This is a genomic window from Blattabacterium sp. (Periplaneta americana) str. BPLAN, assembly GCF_000093165.1.
Taxonomy (GTDB): domain Bacteria; phylum Bacteroidota; class Bacteroidia; order Flavobacteriales; family Blattabacteriaceae; genus Blattabacterium.
Window position 1 is genome coordinate 256,794 of the sequence record NC_013418.2, and the last position, 21,381, is coordinate 278,174.

18 protein-coding genes are annotated in these 21,381 nt (G+C 29.1%); 14 read left to right on the forward strand and 4 right to left on the reverse strand.

The genetic code is table 11. From position 1 onward, the window contains the following. Positions 1-56: 56 nt before the first annotated feature. Entirely contained in the window at positions 57-1,106 is a 1,050-nt protein-coding gene (ychF, locus tag BPLAN_RS01220; protein WP_012821398.1) for a redox-regulated ATPase YchF, read from the forward strand. On the opposite strand, the gene BPLAN_RS01225 is transcribed toward ychF, so the two are convergent. Continuing rightward, positions 1,096-2,187, reverse strand: coding sequence for a M42 family metallopeptidase (locus tag BPLAN_RS01225; RefSeq protein WP_012821399.1), 1,092 nt, complete (start codon positions 2,185-2,187; stop codon positions 1,096-1,098). The genes ychF and BPLAN_RS01225 overlap by 11 nt on opposite strands. A gap of 12 nt (positions 2,188-2,199) precedes the next feature. Then, a complete protein-coding gene (gene dapF / locus BPLAN_RS01230; RefSeq protein ID WP_012821400.1) occupies positions 2,200-3,003 on the reverse strand; it encodes a diaminopimelate epimerase in 804 nt (267 codons plus the stop codon). A 95-nt stretch (positions 3,004-3,098) separates the two neighbouring features. Here dapF and BPLAN_RS01235 point away from each other — a divergent pair, with 95 nt between their 5' ends. Beyond that, positions 3,099-4,610, forward strand: a complete 1,512-nt coding sequence (locus BPLAN_RS01235; protein ID WP_012821401.1) for a Do family serine endopeptidase — start codon at positions 3,099-3,101, stop codon at positions 4,608-4,610. A 1-nt stretch (position 4,611) separates the two neighbouring features. Here BPLAN_RS01235 and BPLAN_RS01240 read toward each other — a convergent pair whose 3' ends face one another. Beyond that, positions 4,612-5,697, reverse strand: coding sequence for an LptF/LptG family permease (locus tag BPLAN_RS01240; RefSeq protein WP_012821402.1), 1,086 nt, complete (start codon positions 5,695-5,697; stop codon positions 4,612-4,614). 1 nt (position 5,698) lies between these two features. Continuing rightward, complete coding sequence (tgt, locus tag BPLAN_RS01245) at positions 5,699-6,826, reverse strand: tRNA guanosine(34) transglycosylase Tgt (RefSeq protein ID WP_012821403.1); 1,128 nt, start codon at positions 6,824-6,826, stop codon at positions 5,699-5,701. A 125-nt stretch (positions 6,827-6,951) separates the two neighbouring features. Between tgt and rsmH the strand changes: the two genes are divergently transcribed. From rsmH to ftsZ, 12 genes are all read left to right on the forward strand, one after another. Further along, a complete protein-coding gene (gene rsmH / locus BPLAN_RS01250) occupies positions 6,952-7,845 on the forward strand; it encodes a 16S rRNA (cytosine(1402)-N(4))-methyltransferase RsmH (protein ID WP_012821404.1) in 894 nt (297 codons plus the stop codon). A 17-nt stretch (positions 7,846-7,862) separates the two neighbouring features. Next, positions 7,863-8,207: an FtsL-like putative cell division protein gene (locus BPLAN_RS01255; RefSeq protein ID WP_012821405.1), complete on the forward strand. Its 345-nt coding sequence runs from the start codon at positions 7,863-7,865 to the stop codon at positions 8,205-8,207. Next, entirely contained in the window at positions 8,204-10,189 is a 1,986-nt protein-coding gene (locus tag BPLAN_RS01260; RefSeq protein ID WP_012821406.1) for a penicillin-binding protein, read from the forward strand. The genes BPLAN_RS01255 and BPLAN_RS01260 overlap by 4 nt, the downstream gene beginning before the upstream one ends. Beyond that, positions 10,186-11,658 carry a UDP-N-acetylmuramoyl-L-alanyl-D-glutamate--2,6-diaminopimelate ligase gene (locus tag BPLAN_RS01265; RefSeq protein WP_012821407.1) on the forward strand — a complete coding sequence of 491 codons (1,473 nt, stop codon included), beginning with the start codon at positions 10,186-10,188 and terminating at the stop codon, positions 11,656-11,658. The genes BPLAN_RS01260 and BPLAN_RS01265 overlap by 4 nt, the downstream gene beginning before the upstream one ends. After that, positions 11,659-12,843, forward strand: coding sequence for a phospho-N-acetylmuramoyl-pentapeptide-transferase (gene mraY, locus BPLAN_RS01270; RefSeq protein ID WP_012821408.1), 1,185 nt, complete (start codon positions 11,659-11,661; stop codon positions 12,841-12,843). A 14-nt stretch (positions 12,844-12,857) separates the two neighbouring features. After that, positions 12,858-14,261 (forward strand): UDP-N-acetylmuramoyl-L-alanine--D-glutamate ligase, encoded by a 1,404-nt coding sequence (murD, locus tag BPLAN_RS01275; protein ID WP_012821409.1) that lies wholly within the window; start codon positions 12,858-12,860, stop codon positions 14,259-14,261. Beyond that, positions 14,221-15,399 carry an FtsW/RodA/SpoVE family cell cycle protein gene (locus tag BPLAN_RS01280; RefSeq protein ID WP_238523123.1) on the forward strand — a complete coding sequence of 393 codons (1,179 nt, stop codon included), beginning with the start codon at positions 14,221-14,223 and terminating at the stop codon, positions 15,397-15,399. The genes murD and BPLAN_RS01280 overlap by 41 nt, the downstream gene beginning before the upstream one ends. After that, complete coding sequence (gene murG / locus BPLAN_RS01285) at positions 15,396-16,502, forward strand: undecaprenyldiphospho-muramoylpentapeptide beta-N-acetylglucosaminyltransferase (RefSeq protein WP_012821411.1); 1,107 nt, start codon at positions 15,396-15,398, stop codon at positions 16,500-16,502. The genes BPLAN_RS01280 and murG overlap by 4 nt, the downstream gene beginning before the upstream one ends. A gap of 3 nt (positions 16,503-16,505) precedes the next feature. Next, positions 16,506-17,885 carry a UDP-N-acetylmuramate--L-alanine ligase gene (murC, locus tag BPLAN_RS01290; protein WP_012821412.1) on the forward strand — a complete coding sequence of 460 codons (1,380 nt, stop codon included), beginning with the start codon at positions 16,506-16,508 and terminating at the stop codon, positions 17,883-17,885. 123 nt (positions 17,886-18,008) lie between these two features. Beyond that, a complete protein-coding gene (locus BPLAN_RS01295) occupies positions 18,009-18,608 on the forward strand; it encodes a cell division protein FtsQ/DivIB (protein WP_238523124.1) in 600 nt (199 codons plus the stop codon). A 4-nt stretch (positions 18,609-18,612) separates the two neighbouring features. Then, positions 18,613-19,992 (forward strand): cell division protein FtsA, encoded by a 1,380-nt coding sequence (gene ftsA / locus BPLAN_RS01300; RefSeq protein WP_012821414.1) that lies wholly within the window; start codon positions 18,613-18,615, stop codon positions 19,990-19,992. 6 nt (positions 19,993-19,998) lie between these two features. Beyond that, positions 19,999-21,369: a cell division protein FtsZ gene (gene ftsZ / locus BPLAN_RS01305; protein WP_012821415.1), complete on the forward strand. Its 1,371-nt coding sequence runs from the start codon at positions 19,999-20,001 to the stop codon at positions 21,367-21,369. Positions 21,370-21,381 lie beyond the last annotated feature (12 nt).

Genomic DNA, 21,381 nt, shown 5'->3' on the forward strand with positions numbered 1-21,381 from the left:
CTATCTGAAAAAACCTAGAATAAAAATTTTTAATTTTTGAAAAAAATCAATATACAATGAAATGTGGAATTATTGGTCTTCCAAATATAGGAAAATCCACTCTATTTAACCTTATTTCCAATTCTCAAGTTTTATCAGAAAACTTCCCTTTTTGTACTATAGAACCTAATTATGGAATCACAAACGTTCCAGATAAAAGATTGTATGAATTAAAAACATTCATTAACACTATGAAAATAGTTCCATCAAAGATACAAATAGTGGATATTGCTGGATTAATTAAAGGTTCACATAAAGGAGACGGATTAGGAAATAAATTCCTATCTCATATTCGTGAAACAAATGTTATTATTCATATGATACGTTGTTTCAGAGATCTTAAAGTTCTTCACGTAGAAGGATCCATCAATCCTATTAGGGATAAAGAAATTATTGATATAGAATTACAGTTTAAAGATCTAGAAACTCTAGAAAATAAATTAAATAAAATTAATAAAAAACCAAAAAATAATCATAAATGTTTTATAGAAACACTAAAAAAAATAATTGATCATCTAAAAAAAGGAAAAAATATAAGAAGGTATCCACTAAAAGAAAATGAAAAAAAGTACATAAAAGATTTACATTTATTAACCATTAAACCTGTTCTTTATGTATGCAATATAGATGAAAAAGATTCCAATAATCCTCTCTATCTAAAAAATATAAAAAAAATGGTGGAAAAAGAAAAATCTCCTCTGGTAGTTTTGTCGTTAAAAAACGAATCTAAGAATCAAAAAAAACAAAAAAGTATTTTTTATCAATCAGGAATTAATAAGCTCATCTTAGATGCTTATAAATTATTAAACTTACAAAGTTTTTTTACAGTAGGAAAAGAAGAAATACGTGCTTGGTCTATTCCTAATCATTGGACCGCTTATCAAGCTTCTTCTGTCATCCATACAGATTTGAAAAAAGGATTTATATGTGCAGAAGTCATTCATTATAAAGATTTTATAAAATATGGATCAGAAAAAGAAGCAAAAAAAGCTGGAAAAAGACTTTTGGTAGGAAAAAATTATCTTGTTCAAGATGGAGATATTATACATTTTAGATTCAATCGATAAACAATTTGGAAGAATTAATCCCTTTTAAAGTTTCAAAAATTAATTGAACAGCTTGTTCTACATCTTTTTTATGAACCATTTCTACTGTAGTATGCATATATTTAAGAGGAATAGATATCAAAGCAGACAATACTCCTTTATTAGAATAGGCAAAAGCATCCGTATCTGTTCCGGTATATCTAGATGAAACTAAACGTTGAAAAGGAATTTTTCTATTTGTAGCAGTATTAAAAATAAATTCTCTAATATTTTTCTGTATAGAAGGAGCATATACAACAACAGGACCTAAACCACATTTAATATCTCCTTGTGTTTTTTTATCCATCATAGGGGTAGAAGTATCATGGGTGACATCAGTGACGATAGCCATATGAGGTTTTATAGCCTGAGAAATCATTTTAGCCCCTCTTAATCCTACTTCTTCCTGAACAGAATTCACCACATATAATCCAAATTTTAAATTTTTGCCACATTCTCTTATTTTTTTTACTACTTCTGCAATTATAAATCCTCCTATTTTATTATCTAATGATCTGCATACAAAATAGTTATGATTCATAATCAAAAACTCATCAGGATAAGTAATGACACAACCTACATGAACCCCCATTCTCTCTACTTCTTTTCTATCAAAAGCTCCAATATCTACAAAGATATTATCCACATTAGGAGTTTTCTCTTCTGAAGATTTTCTTGTATGAATAGCAGGCCAACCAAATACTCCATGGACTAACCCTTTTTCTGTATGGATCACCACTCTTTTTGATGGAGCTATTTGAGGATCTGATCCTCCATTACGGGAAACATAGATAATTCCATCTTCTGTTATATGATTTACATACCAAGAAATTTCATCTGCATGAGCTTCAATAATTAATTTGTATGGAGAATTATTAGGATTTAGGATCCCTACAACTGTCCCATATAAATCCGTTTCTATTTTTTCTACATAAGGATTAATATAATTTTTCCATATTTCTTGTCCTTCACTTTCGTATCCTGTTGGGGAAAAACTATTTAAATATTTTCCAAGAAATTTTATAGAATCCTCGTTTATTGAATAATGATTTTTATTTTTCATGATTTTTTTCCATTAAATATGGACCCATCCTTCAAATATAAACTGAACAGAACCAGTTAAATATATTTCTTTATATTGATTATGTTTTTTTTCAAATGATACCCATAATTTTCCTCCTAAGGTGGAGATTAACACCTTTTTTTCCTTATTGGTAGATATCCTTCCCGTTTCATATGCAGCAAGAACAGAAGCCGTAATTCCTGTCCCACAGGATAAAGTTTCATTTTCAACACCTCGTTCATAAGTGCGTACTTGAAGTGTATTTTTTCCAGATATTTCTACAAAATTTACATTTACTCCTCCTTTAGAAGAATAGGATTTATGAAATCTAATTTTTCTTCCCTGTTTGCAAACGTCTATTTCTTTTATGTTATTCACGAAAAGAACATGATGTGGAGATCCAGTATTCAAAAAAACGTATTTTTTGGATATTTTTATCATATTTATTTCTATATCAATGAATTTCAAAGAAATTAACCCCCTTTCCTGAATAATTCCACAATGATCTCCATCTATAGCTCTAAAATAGATTTTATTTTCTTTTGGAATTCCTAGTTTTTTTGAAAAGGCAATAGCACAACGTCCTCCATTTCCACACATAGTACTTTCTTTTCCATCAGAATTATAATATTTCATGTAAAAATCGCGGGAAGGATCATTTTTAATCAAAATAATTCCATCTGCTCCAATTCCAAAATGTCTATCACATAATCTTGTAAAGAGAGTATGGTCCTCTTCCGGGATTCTTTTTTTCCGATTATCTAGTATAATGAAATCATTTCCTGTTCCCTGGTACTTAAAAAAATCCATTTTCATACATACAAAAAAAAAATAAGACGAATTTAGCATTATTTTTTGAATAAAGTTTACTTTTTACTATATATATTTGTATAGGAATAGTTTAACTAAACATGAAGAAAATAGTTATTTATATTATTGCCAGTAGTCTTCTTAGTTCAGTAATGACTATTGCAGCATACAAGAAATATGCTAAAGAAGAAGCCCTTCTATTTCCGTCGTATGGAAACTCGTTCGAAAAAACAAAACTCTCCTCTTCTAATCCATCCTCATTGGTTAGTTCTTCTGGATTACCAGATTTTACCAGAGTTGTAGAAAAAACCATTCATGCGGTAGTCAATATCAAAAATTATTCTAAAAAATATAGCAACAAATTACATTTTGATCCATTTGACTTTTTTTTCGGATTTCCTGATGATTTTGGAGGAAGAGGAAAAATTCCTCAAAAAAATGATATTCCAGGACTTCATGGATCTGGAGTTTTAGTATCTCCTGATGGATACATTGTTACTAATAATCATGTTATAAAAGATGCAGATAAAATAGAAGTGACTCTTAGTGATCAAAGAACTTATAGGGCAAAACTAATTGGAACAGATACAAGTACGGATATAGCCTTATTAAAAATCAATGAAAAAAATTTACCTTTTATTTATTTTTCGGATTCTAATAAAGTACAAGTAGGAGAATGGGTTTTAGCAATTGGAAATCCTTTTGATTTGAACTCCACTGTGACCGCAGGCATTATAAGTGCTAAAAATAGAAGTCTAGGCATATTGAGAGGAGAAACGCAAGCAGCTATAGAATCTTTTTTTCAAACAGATGCAGCTGTTAATCCGGGAAATAGTGGAGGAGCCTTAGTAAACACAAATGGAGAGTTAATTGGAATTAATACGGCCATCTCTTCCAATTCAGGAAATTTTATAGGGTATAGTTTTGCTGCTCCTTCTAATTTAGTGGCAAAAGTCATCCAGGACATCCAAAAATATGGAACCGTACAACGAGCCTATTTAGGAGTTAGAGGAATGGATCTTTCTAAAGCAGAATATTTGAAAGCTTATAATCATGAAATGCATCAAAATATAAAACCACAACAGGGTTTTTTAATCGGAGAAGTTTTTGAAAGAAGTGGAGCTTATGATGCAGGTCTTAAAAAAGGTGACATTATTAAAAGTATAGATGGAAAACCCATTCAAAATGTGGCAGACTTATCTGTTATTGTAGGAACAAAATATCCGGGAGAAAAAGTAAAAGTGAAGATTATCCGAAACGGAAAAATGAAATTTTTTAATGTTACTTTAAAAGATTCACAAGGAAGAACAAAAATTAGAAAAAAAGAGGAAATCACTCCATCAGAATTACTAGGTGCCACTTTTTCGCCTCTTGGAAAAGAGTATAAAAAAGATTTTGGAATTGATTATGGAATTAGAATCCAAGAAATCCGAACAGGTAGATTGAGTGCTATAGGAATGGAAGAAGGAGACATTATTTTATCTATTAATGGAGAAAAAATGAGAAACCCTAGTGATGTAGACCGTGTTTTAAAAAAATACTCCGGAGATGTGACAATAAAATCCATTAAACAAAATGGTCAAGTATATATAGCAGGATTTGAAATGAATTAATTTAATTCCGATTTCTATTCCAATAAAGAAAAAATGTAATCATTCCGAAAATCCCATTTGGGAGCCAAACAGATAAATAAGAAGGAATATAATCTTTTGTAGAGTATACTTTGGATATTTCTGTACAAAAGATATATATAAATGCCAATATTATCCCCATGATGAAATTATGAGCGGGTTCCCCTTTTTTTGATGAGATAGATAATCCTAAAAGAGTCAATATAAAATTAGAAAAAGGATAGCTTGTTCTTTGATAATATTCATTTAAGTGCGTATTTATGTTACTATTTCCTCTCTTTTTTTCTCTATCAATAAATTTTCTCAATTCAGAAATGGTCATTGTTTCTGCTATATATTCTTCTGGTAAAAGTTCTTCCGGAGTCATAGAAAAATTTTGAATCTTATGAACCCCTTTGAAAAAAATATCCTTATTCTTATTTAGATAGGTTTCACTATAATTAGAGAGGATATATATACGATGTTTTTTGTACCAAAATATATTTTTAGCTTTCAGAAGATATATCAATTTATTTCCATTGAACTTTTGATAGATACAATCTTGTCCTATATTCTTCTTTCTGGAAAAATTTCGAATAAATAAATATTCATTATTTGAAATTTGGGTACTTATGGTCTGATTATTTTCGTATTTATTCTTGTATCTGGAACTTAATAGATATTGGTAATGAAATTTGTTTTTCATTTTATTAGCTAGGGGTAAAAAAGAATAATTAATTATTAAGGCTCCCATTCCTATAAGGGAAGCTGAAATTAAATAAGGGATCGTTATCCTTTTAAAACTAATTCCACTTGCTAGAATAGCATTTATTTCTGAATGTTTATTTAATCTAGATGTAAAAAAAATAATTGATAAAAAAACGGAAATCGGGGAAAATGTATAGGCTAACCATATGGACCAAAAGGGATAATAATATATTAAAGCATCTTTAATGGATCCTTGATTGTTTTCCAATCTATGCATTCTTTGAGAAAGATCTATAATAACAGAGATGATCTGTAATAGAATCGTAATAAATATAAAGGTAACAAGAATATTACGAATGATATAACGGTCTAGTATTTTCATTTTATAAACGTTCTTGTAATAAAGGAATTACTGATTTCTTCCAAGAATAGAAAGTTTCTTGTAGAAGATGGGTTCTAGCTTTTTTAATGAGATTTAAGTAAAAAGAAAGGTTGTGTAAAGAAGCAATTTGTTTTGCTAAATTTTCTTTAGAAAAAAAAAGATGTCTTACATAAGATTTGCTATAGGATCGATCTACATAAGAATTTCCATATTCATCTAAACAGGAAAAATCTTTTTCCCACTTTTTATTTTTGATATTCATAATCCCTTTCCAGGTAAATAACATTCCATGACGTCCATTTCGTGTAGGAAGGACGCAATCGAACATGTCAATCCCAAGTGCTATTCCTTCTAAAATATCTACAGGATTTCCTACTCCCATTAAATATCTAGGTTTTTCTTTAGGCAAAATATCCGTGACTATATCAGTAATAGATTGTGTTTGTTCTTTAGTTTCTCCTAAACTTAATCCACCTATAGCATTTCCTTCAGCTTCCAATAAGGCTATCTTTTCTGCAGAAAATCTTCTTAAATCTGGATAAATACTTCCCTGAACAATAGGAAAAAAACTTTGCTTATAATCATATTTTTCTGGATTTTCTTTTAAATAAGAATAACATCTTCTTAACCAAAGATGTGTTTTTTCTAGAGAATATTTTGCCTCTTTATAACTACAGGGATAAGGAGGGAAATCATCAAAAGCCATAATCATATCACCGCCTATAAAACGTTGAATTTCCATAGATTTTTCCGGAGAAAAAAAATGGGAAGAACCATTTATCAGAGACTTAAATAAGACTCCATTTTCGGTTATTTTATTAGATTTTCTCATAGAATAAACTTGAAACCCTCCACTATCTGTTAATATAGACTCTTTCCAATTCATAAACGAGTGAAGTCCTCCTGCATGATGCAATACTTCTATTCCAGGACGAAAATACAAATGATAAGTATTTCCAAGGATAATCTTTGATCCTACATCATATAGTTCATGTGTTGGAATAGATTTTATACTTCCTTTTGAAGCTACTGGCATAAAAATAGGGGTTTCCATTTTTCCATGATCTGTTTCCAATATGCCTGCTCTTGCTTTAGAAAAAAGATCAGTTTTTATTAAATTAAATTTCATTTTGAATAAAAAATTTTTTTGTAAAAATTAAATATTTCTAAGAATCATATGTGCAACATATAGGGATAAAACATAATTTCGTTTTCTATGGGAAAAAAAGATCTATTCAAATCAAAGAAAAAAAAATGAATTATTACCATGAACCAGTTCTTTTAAAAGAAAGTATAGATAATTTGGTGACGGACAGAAATGGAATTTATGTAGATGTAACATTTGGTGGTGGAGGACATTCTTCTGCTATTCTAAAAAAATTAAATGAAAATGCATCTTTAATAGCTTTTGATCAGGACAAAGAAGCCATAAAAAATAATCCTATACGAGATAGACGTCTTCATTTATTTCACAAGAATTTTATACACCTAAAACCAATATTGAAAAAACTTCGGATCGAAAAAGTGTCAGGTGTATTAGCAGATTTAGGCCTATCTTCTTCTCAAATAGACAATCCCATTAGAGGTTTTTCTCATCAGTTGAATTGTATTTTGGATATGAGAATGAATCAAGAATCCACTCATTCTGCTATAGATATTATTAATCGATATTCGAAAGAGGAATTATTTCATATATTTTATAAATATGGAGAATTCAAAAATGCAATAATAATTGCTGAAAAAATCTTAGAAGAACGTTTAAGAAAACCCATTACCACTACATGGGATTTAGTGAAGATTTTTTTTCGAAAAAAAACATCTTTTAAAAAAAGAAAAAGATTTTTTTCTAGACTTTTCCAATCTATACGAATAGAAGTCAATAATGAAATAAATGTTTTAAAAAATTTTTTGCTAGAATCTTCTACGATTATTCTACCAGGAGGTAGAATGGCCATTATTTCATATCATTCAATAGAAGATAGGATCACAAAATATTTTTTTAAAAAAGGAGTTTTTCATAAGAAAAAAATGAATAATATACTTCCATTTAAAATGATCCATAAAAAAGTTATTCAACCAAGGTATCAAGATATTATTAATAATCCAAGATCCAGAAGTGCTCGATTAAGAATTGCAGAAAAACTATAAAATAAATCATCCATCAAATGAAAACCAATTTTTCTATCAAAGACATCCTGAAAGGAAAATTTTTAGTGAAAAAAGATGCATATCGTAATTGGAATTTTATTGTTTTTATTACTATTCTATCTTTAATCAGCATTACTAGTTCACACATGATGGATAGAAAAATTAGAAAAATAACGAAAATTAGTGAAGAAATAAAGGAATTGAAATCTGAATATGCAGATATACACAGTAAATATATGCAAATGCAATTAGCATCTGTCTTAAATAGACTAGTAAATATTAATGGGTTAAAACATTTAGATGAACCCCCATACGAATTAATTTTAGAAGAAAAAAAAGAGATGGATACAAGAAAAAAATGATGAAACGAAAAAGATATATTTTATTATATAAATCTTACTTGATTGGTTTTTTTTTCATCTCTATTGCAGCACTAATTATTTTTAATTTATTTCATATTCAAAATTATTCAGAAGGATACCAAAAATCTGTTATAGAAAAAACAATTAGAACTAATTTAATTAAAGCTAAACGTGGAAATATTTATGCTGCAGATAACAGTCTTTTAGCTATGTCTATCATTAGGTATGATATTCATATTGATTTTAGATCTATTTCAGATAAATTATTTCAAGAAAATATTTCTTTTTTGTGCAATTCTTTGGAGTCTTTGTTCAAAAAACCAAGATCTTTTTTTTATAAAAAGTTCCAGTACGAAAAAAAAAAGGGAAATAGATATTTTTTATTAGCAAAAAATTTAGATTATCCTCATTTAAAAGCATTACGAAATTTTCCCATTTTTAATAAAGGACAAATAAAAGGAGGTTTTATCGTAGAAAAGAAAACATGCAGAGTTCATACATTAGAGAATATTGGAAAAAGAACATTAGGATACGATGATCATAGAGGAAAAGCTGGATTAGAAGGAGCCTATAGTAAGTTTCTTAAAGGAAAAGATGGAAAACGATTAGAACAACGTATCAGCTCTAAAATATGGAAACCCTTAAATTCAGGAAATGAAATTGATCCAGAAGATGGAAAAGATGTCTATTCTACTATCGATATCTATTTACAAGATATAGCTTATCATGCCCTACTTCAAGAATTATCCATTTCTCATGCAGATCACGGATGTGTCATCCTCATGGAGGTTAAAAGTGGAGAAATTTTGGCTATGATCAATCTGGAAAAAACAAAAAAAAATACTTATGAAGATTTAAGAAATTTTTCTGTATGGGAAGGAAGTGAACCTGGATCTACTTTCAAGACCATGGCTATTCTTGCAGCTTTAGAAGACAAAAAAATAGACATAGACATGATTGTGAATACTAAAGGTGGAGTTCTTAAATTGAGAGGAAAAAAAATCCGCGATAGTCATTACAAAGGATATGGAGAAATGAATCCAAAACAGATTTTGGAACTTTCTTCAAACGTAGGAATAGCAAAAATTATTTATGAGAATTACAAAGAAAATCCAAAAAAATTCATAGAACACTTGTGCAAATGGAAATTAGATAAAAAAATAGGGATAGACATTCCAGGTGAAAGCCAGCCATTCATCCCAAAACCTGGAAAAAAAAATTGGAGTAGTATTACGTTGCCATGGATGACTTTTGGATATAATATAAAACTAACTCCTTTACAAATTCTCATTTTTTATAACGCTATTGCCAACCAAGGAAAAATGATTAAACCTATTTTCATTAGAGAAATGAAATTCCATGGAAGAAGTATCAAAAAATATACAACTCCTATTGTGATGAATCCTTCTATAGCTGCAAAAGAATCTCTAAAAAAAATTCAGAATATGTTAGAAGGAGTCGTAAAAAATGGAACCGCAAAAAAATATTATCATCCAGAATATCCTTATGCAGGAAAAACAGGAACTACACAGTTAGATTATTGGATAAAAGGAAAACCTTTATCTTACAACAGTTCTTTTGTAGGATATTTTCCTGCTAATAATCCAAAATTTTCTTGTATTGTAGTCATTTCAAGACCAGAAAAAGGATATTACGGAATAGAAGTAGCAGTTCCTGTGTTTGATAAAATAGCTAGATCTATCTATCCAAGAATAGGAAAGAAAACACTTTATAAAAAAAAAATGGATATTGATTGGATTAAAAAAATTAAAGAATCCACCAACTATTCTTTCAACTATTTTTTTGATAAAGGGATTATGCCCAATATTATTTCTGTTCCTGGAAAAGACATTATTCCTATTTTGGAAAATAGAGGTTTAAATATACAATATCAAGGGATAGGAAAAGTTATTACTCAATCCGTAAAACCAGGGAATAAGTTGAAAAAAAATCAAATTATATTTCTGAAACTAGAAGAATGAAAAAAATATTAAAATATCTTCTAAAAAAAGTACATGTATTAGAAATTATAGGAAATCCTCAAAAATGGATAAAAGGGATTTCTATATGTTCTCAATTGGTAGAAATAGATACGATATTTTTTGCTAAAAAAGGAAAAAAAACAGATGGACATCAATTTATTACGGAGGCTATACAAAAAGGAGCTAACACTGTAGTTTGTGAAAAAAAACCTGTTCTCCTTCATAAAAATATCACCTATGTAATTGTAAAAAATTCGATGGATGCTTTAGGAACTATTTCTTCTAATTTTTATGATCATCCTACAAAAAAAATAAAATTAGTAGGCATTACAGGAACGAATGGAAAAACATCTGTAGCCACCATACTTCACCATTTATTTTATAAAATGGGAGAAAAAAGTATTCTTATTTCTACCATGGGGATTAAAATTCTATCTCAGGAATTTCCTACCAAACATACTACCCCAAGTATTGTTGATATTAATAAATATTTAAATTTATCAATCCAAAAAGGATGTAAATATGCATTTATGGAAGTGAGTTCACATGGAATTCATCAAAAAAGAATTGCAGGGTTATTATTTACAGGGGGGGTATTGACTAATATTACCCATGATCATTTAGATTATCATAAATCTTTTGAAAATTATCTATCAACTAAAAAATCTTTTTTTGAAAATTTTTTGCCTAAAAATGCTTTTGCCTTAATTAATTCTGATGATCCAAATTCACATGAAATCATAAAAAATGTTTTGGCTAAAATTTATTTTTATGGGTTGAAAAAAAAAACAGATTACAGGATAAAAATTATGAAAAAAAATATCCATGGAAACCAATTGCTAATTGATGGACACAAATTTTTCACCTTTTTAATTGGAGAATTTAATGTTTCCAATCTTTTGGCTTGCTACGCTACAGCTATATTATTGGGGAAAAAAAAAGAGGAAATCTTGCAAAAAATAAATACTATTCCACCTATAAAAGGACGTTTTGAACAATTTATATCCTATTCAGGAATTCGGATAATTGTGGATTACGCCCACAATCCAGATGGAATTAAGAACCTTTTAAAAGCTATTCAGGAAATAAAAAAACAGGAGGAAAGATTAATTTGCATAATAGGTTGTGGAGGAAATAGAGATAAAGAGAAACGTTCTTTAATGGGAAAAATAGTTTATGAAACATGTGATTTATCTATTTTTACCTCAGATAATCCTAGAGAAGAGGATCCAGAAAAAATATTAATAGATATGAAGAATTTTAGATCCTATCTAAATAAAGATAAAGAGGATATTTTAACTATCGTTAACAGAAAAGAAGCTATTCGAACAGCCATTCAAATGGCTAGAGAAAAAGATATTATTGTCATAGCAGGAAAAGGACACGAAAATTATCAAGAAATTCAAGGAAAACGTTATCCTTTTGACGATATGGAAATTGCTAAAACCTTATTTTCTGAATTTTCTTAGATGTATGATAATATGGTGTTTTTAAATAAGACGAGTTCTTCTTTTCCGTTATTTTTCAGAGCTGGAGTCTCTTTCATTTTATCTATTTGTATAGCCTTGTTTTTTTATAAAGTAATTATCTTCTGGAATCAAAAAAAAAACAGGATAGGAGAACAGATCCGAGATCTTGGACTTACTGGACAAAAAGAGAAAGAAGGAACTCCAACAATGGGAGGAATTATTATTATAGTTTCTACATTAATTCCTACGATTTTTTTTTCTATATTGAGTAATATATATGTAATTATTCTTATAATCACTACCTTATGGATGGGTGGGCTTGGATTTATCGATGATTACATCAAAATCAAATATAATAAACATGGACTTAGTGCCATTTTGAAAATATTAGGTCAAATAATCTTAGGTATTTTTATCGGAAGTACAATGTATTTTCATAAGAATATCACGACCATTTCGTGCAAAAATTTATGTGTAAAACCACCTTATTCCGTAGCAGTAGAAAAAAAACATGGTTTTAAAACGACCTTTCCTATTATCAGAAATGAATTTGATTACGCTGACATTTTATGTTTGCATAATGAGAAATGGAAAAAATATACCTGGATCATTTTTATTCCTATCGTCATTTTTTTTATTACTTCATTGTCCAATGGCGCTAATCTCACAGATGGAATTGATGGTTTAACAGCTGGAGTTTCTTCTATCATTTTGGGAACCTTGTCTTTATTCTCTTTAATTTCTAGTAATAAAATTTTCTCCTCTTATTTTCACTTTATCTATATTCCTTACATAGGAGAGATTGTGATATTCTCTTTTTCTTTTTTAGGATCCTTAATTGGGTTTCTATGGTTTAATAGCTATCCAGCACAAATTTTTATGGGAGATACCGGAAGTTTAACTATAGGGGGAATAATAGCCACCTTAGCTATTATAACTAGAAAAGAATTAATCCTACCCATTCTATGTGGCATTTTTTTTATAGAAAATATTTCTGTAATAGTACAAGTTTTTTATTTTAGATTCTCTAAAAAAAAATATGGAATAGGAAAAAGGATTTTTTTGATGGCTCCTTTACACCATCATTTTCAAAAAATAGGTTATCATGAAAGTAAGATCGTCAATCGTTTTTTTATCATACAAATGATGCTTTCTATGGTCGTCTTGATTTTGTTAATTCTATAATTAATAATCCTATTATGGAAAAGAATAAAAATTTAATAGTGGTATTGGGTGGAGGAGAAAGCGGAGTAGGAGCAGCTTTATTAGCTAAGAAAATGGGTTTAAAAATTTTTGTATCTGATTCTGGAATTATTCAAAATAAATACAAGAAAATTTTATCAAAAAATAGAATCCATTTTGAGGAAAAAGGGCATACAGAAAGTATCATCTTTCAAAATGCTATTAAAGTGATAAAAAGCCCTGGAATTTCTAGACAAGATCCATTAATAAAGAAAATTAATTTTTTGAATATTCCCATGGTTTCTGAATTAGAATTCGGAAAAAGTTATCTGAAAAACTCCTATATTATTTCCATTACAGGAAGTAATGGAAAAACAACCACCAGTTACATCGTTTATAAAATCCTTCAAAAAGAAGGATTTCATGTAGAGATAGCAGGAAATATAGGTCGTAGTTTTTCACGAGAGGTTTTAAAAAAAAAAGATGTTTATGTATTAGAAGTGAGTAGTTTTCAACTGGATGATTGCTACAATTTTCGTTCAAATATAGCCGTTTTATTAAACATCACAAGGGACCATTTAGATAGATATCATAATGATATTGAAAGTTACATATCTTCTAAATTTAGAATTTCTACTCAGCAAAATAAGGAGGATATTTTTATTTATAATCATGATGATCCTCTCATCAGAAAAGGATTTAAAAAATATCCCATTTTGTCCAATTGTATTCCTTTTTCTATTCAGGAAGAATTATGCGTAGGCGCTTATCTCAAAGAGAATAAGATATTTTTTCGGAATAAATTTAATCAAGAAAGATGTCTTTTACATGTAGACAAAATTCCTTTAAAAGGAGATCATAATCTCTATAATATATTGGCTTCAGTACTCGTTTCCGTAACATTAAATGTTCGAAAGACATCTATGATCCATCCTATATTAGGATTGAAATCTATAGAACATCGGATGGAAAAAGTACTAAATATTAATGGGGTTCAATTTATTAATGATTCTAAAGCCACTAATGTGAATGCTGTTTTTTATGCATTAAAAAGCATGAAAGCTCCTACAATATGGATTGCAGGAGGAAAGGATAAAGGGAATGATTATAGAGAGATCCTCCCCTTGGTTAAAGAAAAAGTAAAAGCCATAATTTTTTTAGGAAAAAATAATAAAAAATTTATAAGTTTTTTTCAAGATGTCATTGATATTATTTTTGAAACGAACAGCCTTAAAAAGGCTGTTCGTATGGCTTACATTTTATCTATTCATGGAGATAACATTTTGTTATCTCCTGCATGTTCTAGCTTTGATCTTTTCCAAAATTATAAGGAAAGAGGTCTTAGATTTAAACAAGAAGTCAGAAAACTTTTCTATGAATATGAAAAAAATAGATATTTTGAGATATTTAAAAGGAGATAAATATTTATGGGCTTTCATTACTTTATTAGCTCTATTTTCTTTTTTACCTGTATACTCAGCGAGTACTAATTTAGTTACTACCTATGGAGAAACGAATACCGTATTCGGTTATTTATTCAAACATGCCCTTTTTTTGTTAGTGGGGTTTTGTATTCTTTTTTTTACTCAGTTTATAGACTATAAATATTTTTATCGTATGTCTATCCTTTCAATCCCTATAGTCTCGATTTTACTTATTTTCACAATTATTCAGGGAAAAGAACTAGATGGAGTTAATGCTTCTCGTTGGTTATATATCCCTATTATTAATATATCTTTTCAAACTTCCAGTATTGCTGGATTAGTTTTGTTTATTTACTGTGCTAGATATTTAGCTCAAAAAAAGAAAGAACGCATGAACTTGATCCACTCTTTTTTCCCCTTGATTTTTCCCATATTTTTGATTATTGGACTTATATTTCCCGCTAATGGTTCTACCGCGGTTCTTGTTTTTATTTCAGTTTTAATTATTCTTTTTATAGGAGGATATCCATTTACTGGAGTTATAGGGATTTTATTGATGGGAATCATAGCAGCAGGAATATACATTTATTCTGTAATCAAATGGGGAGATAAAAATCCCATGAATAGAGTTTATACATGGAAAAGTCGTATAGAAAATTTTTTGGATCATGATTCTGAAGAAAGTTATCAAATGAAACAATCTAAAACAGCTATTGTTTTAGGAAATAAGTTTGGTCGTGGACCTGGAAAAAGTGTTCTGAAAGCTTTTCTTCCACAATCTTCTTCAGACTTTATTTATGCAATTATTATAGAAGAATATGGATCTATTGGAGGAATTTTACTTTTGTTTATTTATATTCTTATTTTGCTGAGAATTATGGTTATTTCCACGAAAATACAAAATTATTTTTGTTCTTTGTTGGTTCTTTCTGTCGGTTTTCCTATTATTAATCAAGCACTCATTAATATGGGAATAGCTGTTGGGTTATTTCCTGTGACAGGACAAACTTTACCATTAATTAGCGCTGGAGGAACTTCTATGTGGGTGACTTTTTTTAGTTTTGGAATCATATTAAGTGTTAGCAGAATCATATATGATACTCCTTGTTACATGGAAAAAAGGAATTTCTCATGAAAAATATTTCACCTAGAATAATTATTGGTAGTGGAGGCACTGGAGGGCATATTTATCCAGGTATAGCTATAGCAGATGAATTGAGAAACCAGATTCCAGAAGTTAATATTTTATTTATTGGATCCAGAAAGCACATGGAAATGCAAGAAATCCCGAAATTTGGATATCCAATTGAAGGAATTTGTATTTCAGGAGGAAAAGATAAATTGTTTTCTATAGCAGGATTTTTTTTATCTATGGAACTGATATATAGTTTTTTTTTAGTAAAGAAGATTTTAGAAAAATTTTCTCCTGATATAGTTATTGGAACAGGAGGATACGTTAGTTTTCCAACTTTATATGCTGCAGAAAAAAAGAAAATTCCTATTCTACTTCAAGAACAGAATTCTTTTCCTGGATTTACCAATAGAATATTTTCTCGTTATGCTAAAAAAATATGTATTGCTTATGAAGAAGCTAAAAAATATTTTCCAAAAGGAAAAACTATAATTACGGGGAATCCCGTTAGATCCGGAATCTTACAAGAATTACCCAGTAGAGATCAGGCTTGTATTCATTTAGGATTGAAAGTGAATAGACCTATTATTTTATCTATAGGGGGAAGTCAAGGATCCAATAGTATTAATAAAGCTTGGATGAAAGGGTTAAAAAAACTGATTCATCTAGATATACAACTTATTTGGCAAATAGGAAAAGCAGATATTCATAATATAAAGAAAAATAGGATTTCTCATCACCATAATTTCCTTTTAATGGAATTTATTGAAAATCTTCCGATATGTTATGCAGCAGCAGATATCATTGTATCTAGAGCTGGAGCTTTAACTATATCAGAAATATGTTTAATAGGAAAACCTTATATTTTAATTCCTTTTCCTTGGTCCTCAGATGACCATCAAAATAAAAATGCTAAAATTTTAGCGGATAAAGAGGCTGCTTTGATCATTAAAAATGAGGAAGTAGAGAAAAAATTAGTGAATTCTACTATAGAACTACTTAATGATTGTAGCAGAAAAAAAAAAATGAGTAGGAATATTTTAAAATTAGGAAGACCTAAAGCAACGAACGATATTGTCAACGAGATTTTACAGATTATTAATTAATTTATGAATCTAAATCAAATTGAGTCTTTTTATTTTCTAGGAATAGGAGGAATTGGAATGAGTTCCTTAGCTCTATATTTTCATTACATGGGAAAAAAAGTTTCTGGATATGATAGATATAGAACCCTTATCACAAAAAAATTAGAAAAAGAGGGCGTATTGATAAACTATCATGATAGTACAGAATTTTTGCCTGAATGGATCCATTCTACACGATGTTTAATTGTTTATACCCCTGCTATTCCAGATAATCATAAACAATGGAGGTTTCTGAAAAAATATGGAAAAAATATAAAAAAACGTTCTCAGGTATTAGCTTTAATTACAGAAAATAAAATTTGTATAGCTATAGGAGGAACACATGGAAAAACCACTACTTGTATTTTATTAGGACATATCTTACATAGTACTGGAAAAAAGGTTACGGCTTTTTTAGGAGGAATATCTGAAAATTATCAATCTAATCTTATTTTGAATCCTGGAACGGAAATTTTCTTGGTAGAAGCAGATGAATTTGACCACTCTTTTTTACATTTATCTCCGAATATAGCATGTATTACGTGTTTAGATCAAGATCATGTAGATACTTATCCAAAAAAAGAAGCCTTGATACAGGCTTATATAGATTTTTCAAAAAAAATAAAAAGTCCATATAAAAAACTATTCCTTAGTAAAAAGAAAGAGGAATCTTTTCCGTTTAAAAATGCTATCTATTATTCTGTAGAAAAAGAAGAGAATTATTATTCCAATCATCTTTTGATAAAAGAAAATCAATGGTTTTTTGATTTTCATACTCCGAAAGAAACCTGGAAATCTCTTCTATTACCTATTCCAGGTTTACATAATTTAAAAAATGTCACGGCGGCTTTAGCTATATCTGACTATTTGAAAATAAAAGAGAAAGATGTTCGAAGATCCTTATTTTTATTTAAAGGGATTAAAAGAAGGTACTCCATCCATTATAAATCTAGAAAAAAAATATATATAGATGATTATGCCCATCATCCGACAGAAATAAACGCCTTAATTAGCACTATAAGAACATGTTTTCCGGATAAAAAGATATTAGGAATATTTCAACCCCATTTATTTAGTAGGACTAAATTCTTTGAAGAAGATTTTGCCAAAAGTTTAGAAAAATTGGACCTTTTAATTTTATTAGATATTTATCCAGCTAGGGAATTCCCAATTAAGGGAGTTAGTTCTAATAGTTTATTAGATAAAATAAAAATGAATTCTAAAAATAAAGAATTGGCCCCCTTATCCAAAGTTTTAGAAAAAATTGAAAAAAAAAATTTTGACATTCTACTTACAATAGGAGCGGGAAATATTGATACCTTGATCATTCCTATCAAAAAATGGTTATATAAACGATATGGATAAATGAGAAAAAAGAAAACAGTCTTTATTTCTATTTTATTATTATATATGATTTTTATGATATTCTTTTTTTATTCTTCTCAAAAAACACATAAAAATAGGAACTTGAAAAAAATCAATATCATCATGGATCCCTTATCTAAGGATCATTTTGTAAATGAAGAAATTATTAATAAACTTCTAAAAATAGAAAAAATTGAAAAAAAAATCGGTCAATTATGTATATTCACAATGGAAAAAAAATTAAATAATTACCCTTTTATAAAAAAATCGGAAGTATTTCTTAGTGTAGATGGGACTCTGAATATTAAAATTTTGCAAAAAGAACCTATTTTAAGAATAAAAAATGGAAATAAAGAATATTATCTTACTAAAGAAGCGGAAAATTTAGAACTTTCTTCTATTTATTCTTCCAAAGTTCTTTTAGCAAAAGGATCTTTTTCAAAGGAAGAAAAAAAACATTTAGCTGATTTAGTCCAAACTATAAATTCGGATGAATTCTTAAAAAACCAAATTATTAGTATAAAAAAAACGGTTCCTAACTTATTTGTTTTGATTCCTAAAATAGGAAATCATCATATTATATTAGGAAATATCAAAGATTTTAAAAGTAAATTGAATAAATTAAAAGCTTTTTATAAGCAGTATCTAAATAAAATCGATATGAATCAATATCAAAGTATTGATTTACAATATAAGGACCAAGTGGTCGCAAAAAAAAGATAAGTCTATGGAATATCAAGATATAGCTATTGGTCTTGATGTGGGGACCACGAAGATTGTAGCTATGGTAGGAAGGAGAAATGAATATAATAAAATTGAGATTTTAGGCATAGGTAGATCTAAAAGTACAGGTGTACATAGAGGTGTTGTCAACAATATTACTCAGACTATTGAATCTATTCGAGAAGCCGTATCTGAGGCTGAACGAAGTTCAGGATTAAAAATAAAAGAAGTTATTGTTGGTATTGCTGGACAACATATTAGAAGCCTACAACATAATGATTATATTACTCGATTAGATTTCGAAAATGTGATTAATCAGAAAGATATACAAAAATTAATAGATCAAGTCCATAAACTAGTTATGCTTCCAGGAGAAGAAATCATTCATGTTCTTCCACAAGAATATAAAGTCGATAGTCAATCAGAAATAGGAGAACCTATAGGAATGTATGGAAGTCGTTTAGAAGCTAATTTTCATGTAGTTGTAGGACAAATTTCTTCGATTAGAAATATTGGAAGATGTGTAAAAGCTGCAGGATTGAATTTATCTGGAATGACTTTAGAGCCTTTAGCCTCTGCAGAGGCTGTATTAAATCCGGAAGAAAGGGAAGCCGGTGTCGCATTAGTAGACATAGGAGGAGGGACTACGGATATTGCTATATTTAAAGACAATATTATTCGTCACACTGCCGTCATTCCTTTTGGAGGAAATGTGATCACGGAAAATATTAAAACGGATTGTTTAATTATTGAACGACAAGCCGAATTACTCAAAATAAAATTTGGATCTGCATGGCCTGGAGAAAATAAAGAAACAGAAATTGTTTGCATTCCTGGATTAAGAGGTCGTGACCCTAAGGAAATTTCCTTGAAACGTCTTTCTCAAATTATTCATACTAGGGTATGTGAAATTTTAGAACAAGTCAATATAGAAATAAAATATTATGGAAATGATGAACAAAAAAAACGACTTATAGCAGGAATCGTGATGACAGGAGGCGGATCTCAACTAAAACACATTCGTCCTTTAACAGAATATATTACTGGAATGGATGTACGTATAGGTTATTCTAATGAACATATTGCTGGAGGAGAAAACGGCATGATAAGTAATCCAGAATACGCAACGTCTATAGGTTTAGTTATAAAGGGACTTGAGGATCAGAAAAAATATTTTTGTACAGAAATGGGGTCTAGATATGAGGAAAATAATCCTTCAGAATTATTCTCAACCCAATTATATAATAATAAAAATCGTAGATTCAATAAGGAAACATATTATGAGAATGAGGATTCTTTAAAAAAGAAGAAAAAAAATAAATCTAAATCTTTTTTTGAAATTTGGGCAGATAAGTTTCGTCAAATACTGAATGATACAGAATAATAAACAATGAAAAAAGAAAATTTTATAATGCAAAAAAAAGAAAACGTTCCATTTGGATTTTCTAAAAATCGTTCAGCTGCTATAAAAGTTATTGGTGTAGGAGGTGGTGGAAGTAATGCTTTAAGTTATATGTTTGAACAAGGGATTACGGGAGTAGACTTTATAGCGTGTAATACCGATGCACAAGCCTTAAATAATAATCCAGTTCCAGTAAAAATTCAATTAGGAGCTTCTATTACAGAAGGATTAGGTGCTGGAGCGGATCCAGAAATAGGAGAAAAAGCTGCCTTAGAAAGTCTAGAAGAAATTAAAAGTATTTTAGATTCTAATACAAAAATGACCTTTATTACGGCAGGAATGGGAGGAGGAACGGGAACCGGAGCAGCTCCAATTATTGCAGGTATTTCTAAAGAAAAAGGAATTCTTACTGTAGGAATTGTCACTATTCCATTTCATTTCGAAGGAAAAATGAGATTACAACAAGCTCAAAAAGGAATAGAAGCATTAAGGAAAAATGTGGATTCTCTCATTGTTATTAATAATGATAAATTAAGGGAATTGTATGGAAATCTTGGATTTAAAGCTGGGTTTGCAAAAGCAGATGAAGTTCTTACTACTGCAGCTAAGGGAATTGCAGAAGTGATCACTCACCATTATAAACAAAATATAGATTTAAGAGATACCAGAACAGTTCTTAAAGAAAGCGGAACAGCGGTTATGGGATCCGCTATTTCTGTTGGAGAAAATAGAGCTAAAGATGCAGTGGGACAAGCCTTAGATTCTCCATTATTGAATGATAACAAGATAACAGGGGCTAAAAATGTTCTTTTACTTATTGTTTCAGGAAGAATCGAAATTACCATAGATGAAATCGGAATCATCAGTGATTATATACAAGCAGAGGCAGGTAATAATGCTAATATTATAATGGGGATAGGGGAAGACGAAAGTTTGGAAGAAAGTATTTCAGTGACTATAGTAGCAACTGGATTTCCAACAGAAGTTCAAAGGGCTATTAATCATGAAGAAAAAAAAATATTTCATAGGTTAGAAGAACCTTATAAACAAAAATTAACGAAAATAGAGGGAATTCATTCTTATTCAAGACGAATTGAACCTCTTCCTTCTAAAGAAAAAACTCATAAAAGTGGTTTAAGAAGAACTACTTCTTCTAAGGGAAACTTGTCCTTCAATCAAAGGAAAAATGTTTTTAATCAAGCTATTAATCATACTACCAATACTACAGTAGAAAAAAAATATATGTTAGAAGATAATTTTGATCTTCCTATTTCTTCCGAAGAAAAAGTATTGAAAAATAATATGAAACGTACTCATATGCTAAAAAAAGAAAATAATCAAAATGAGGACCTTAATTAATAATTATGAACC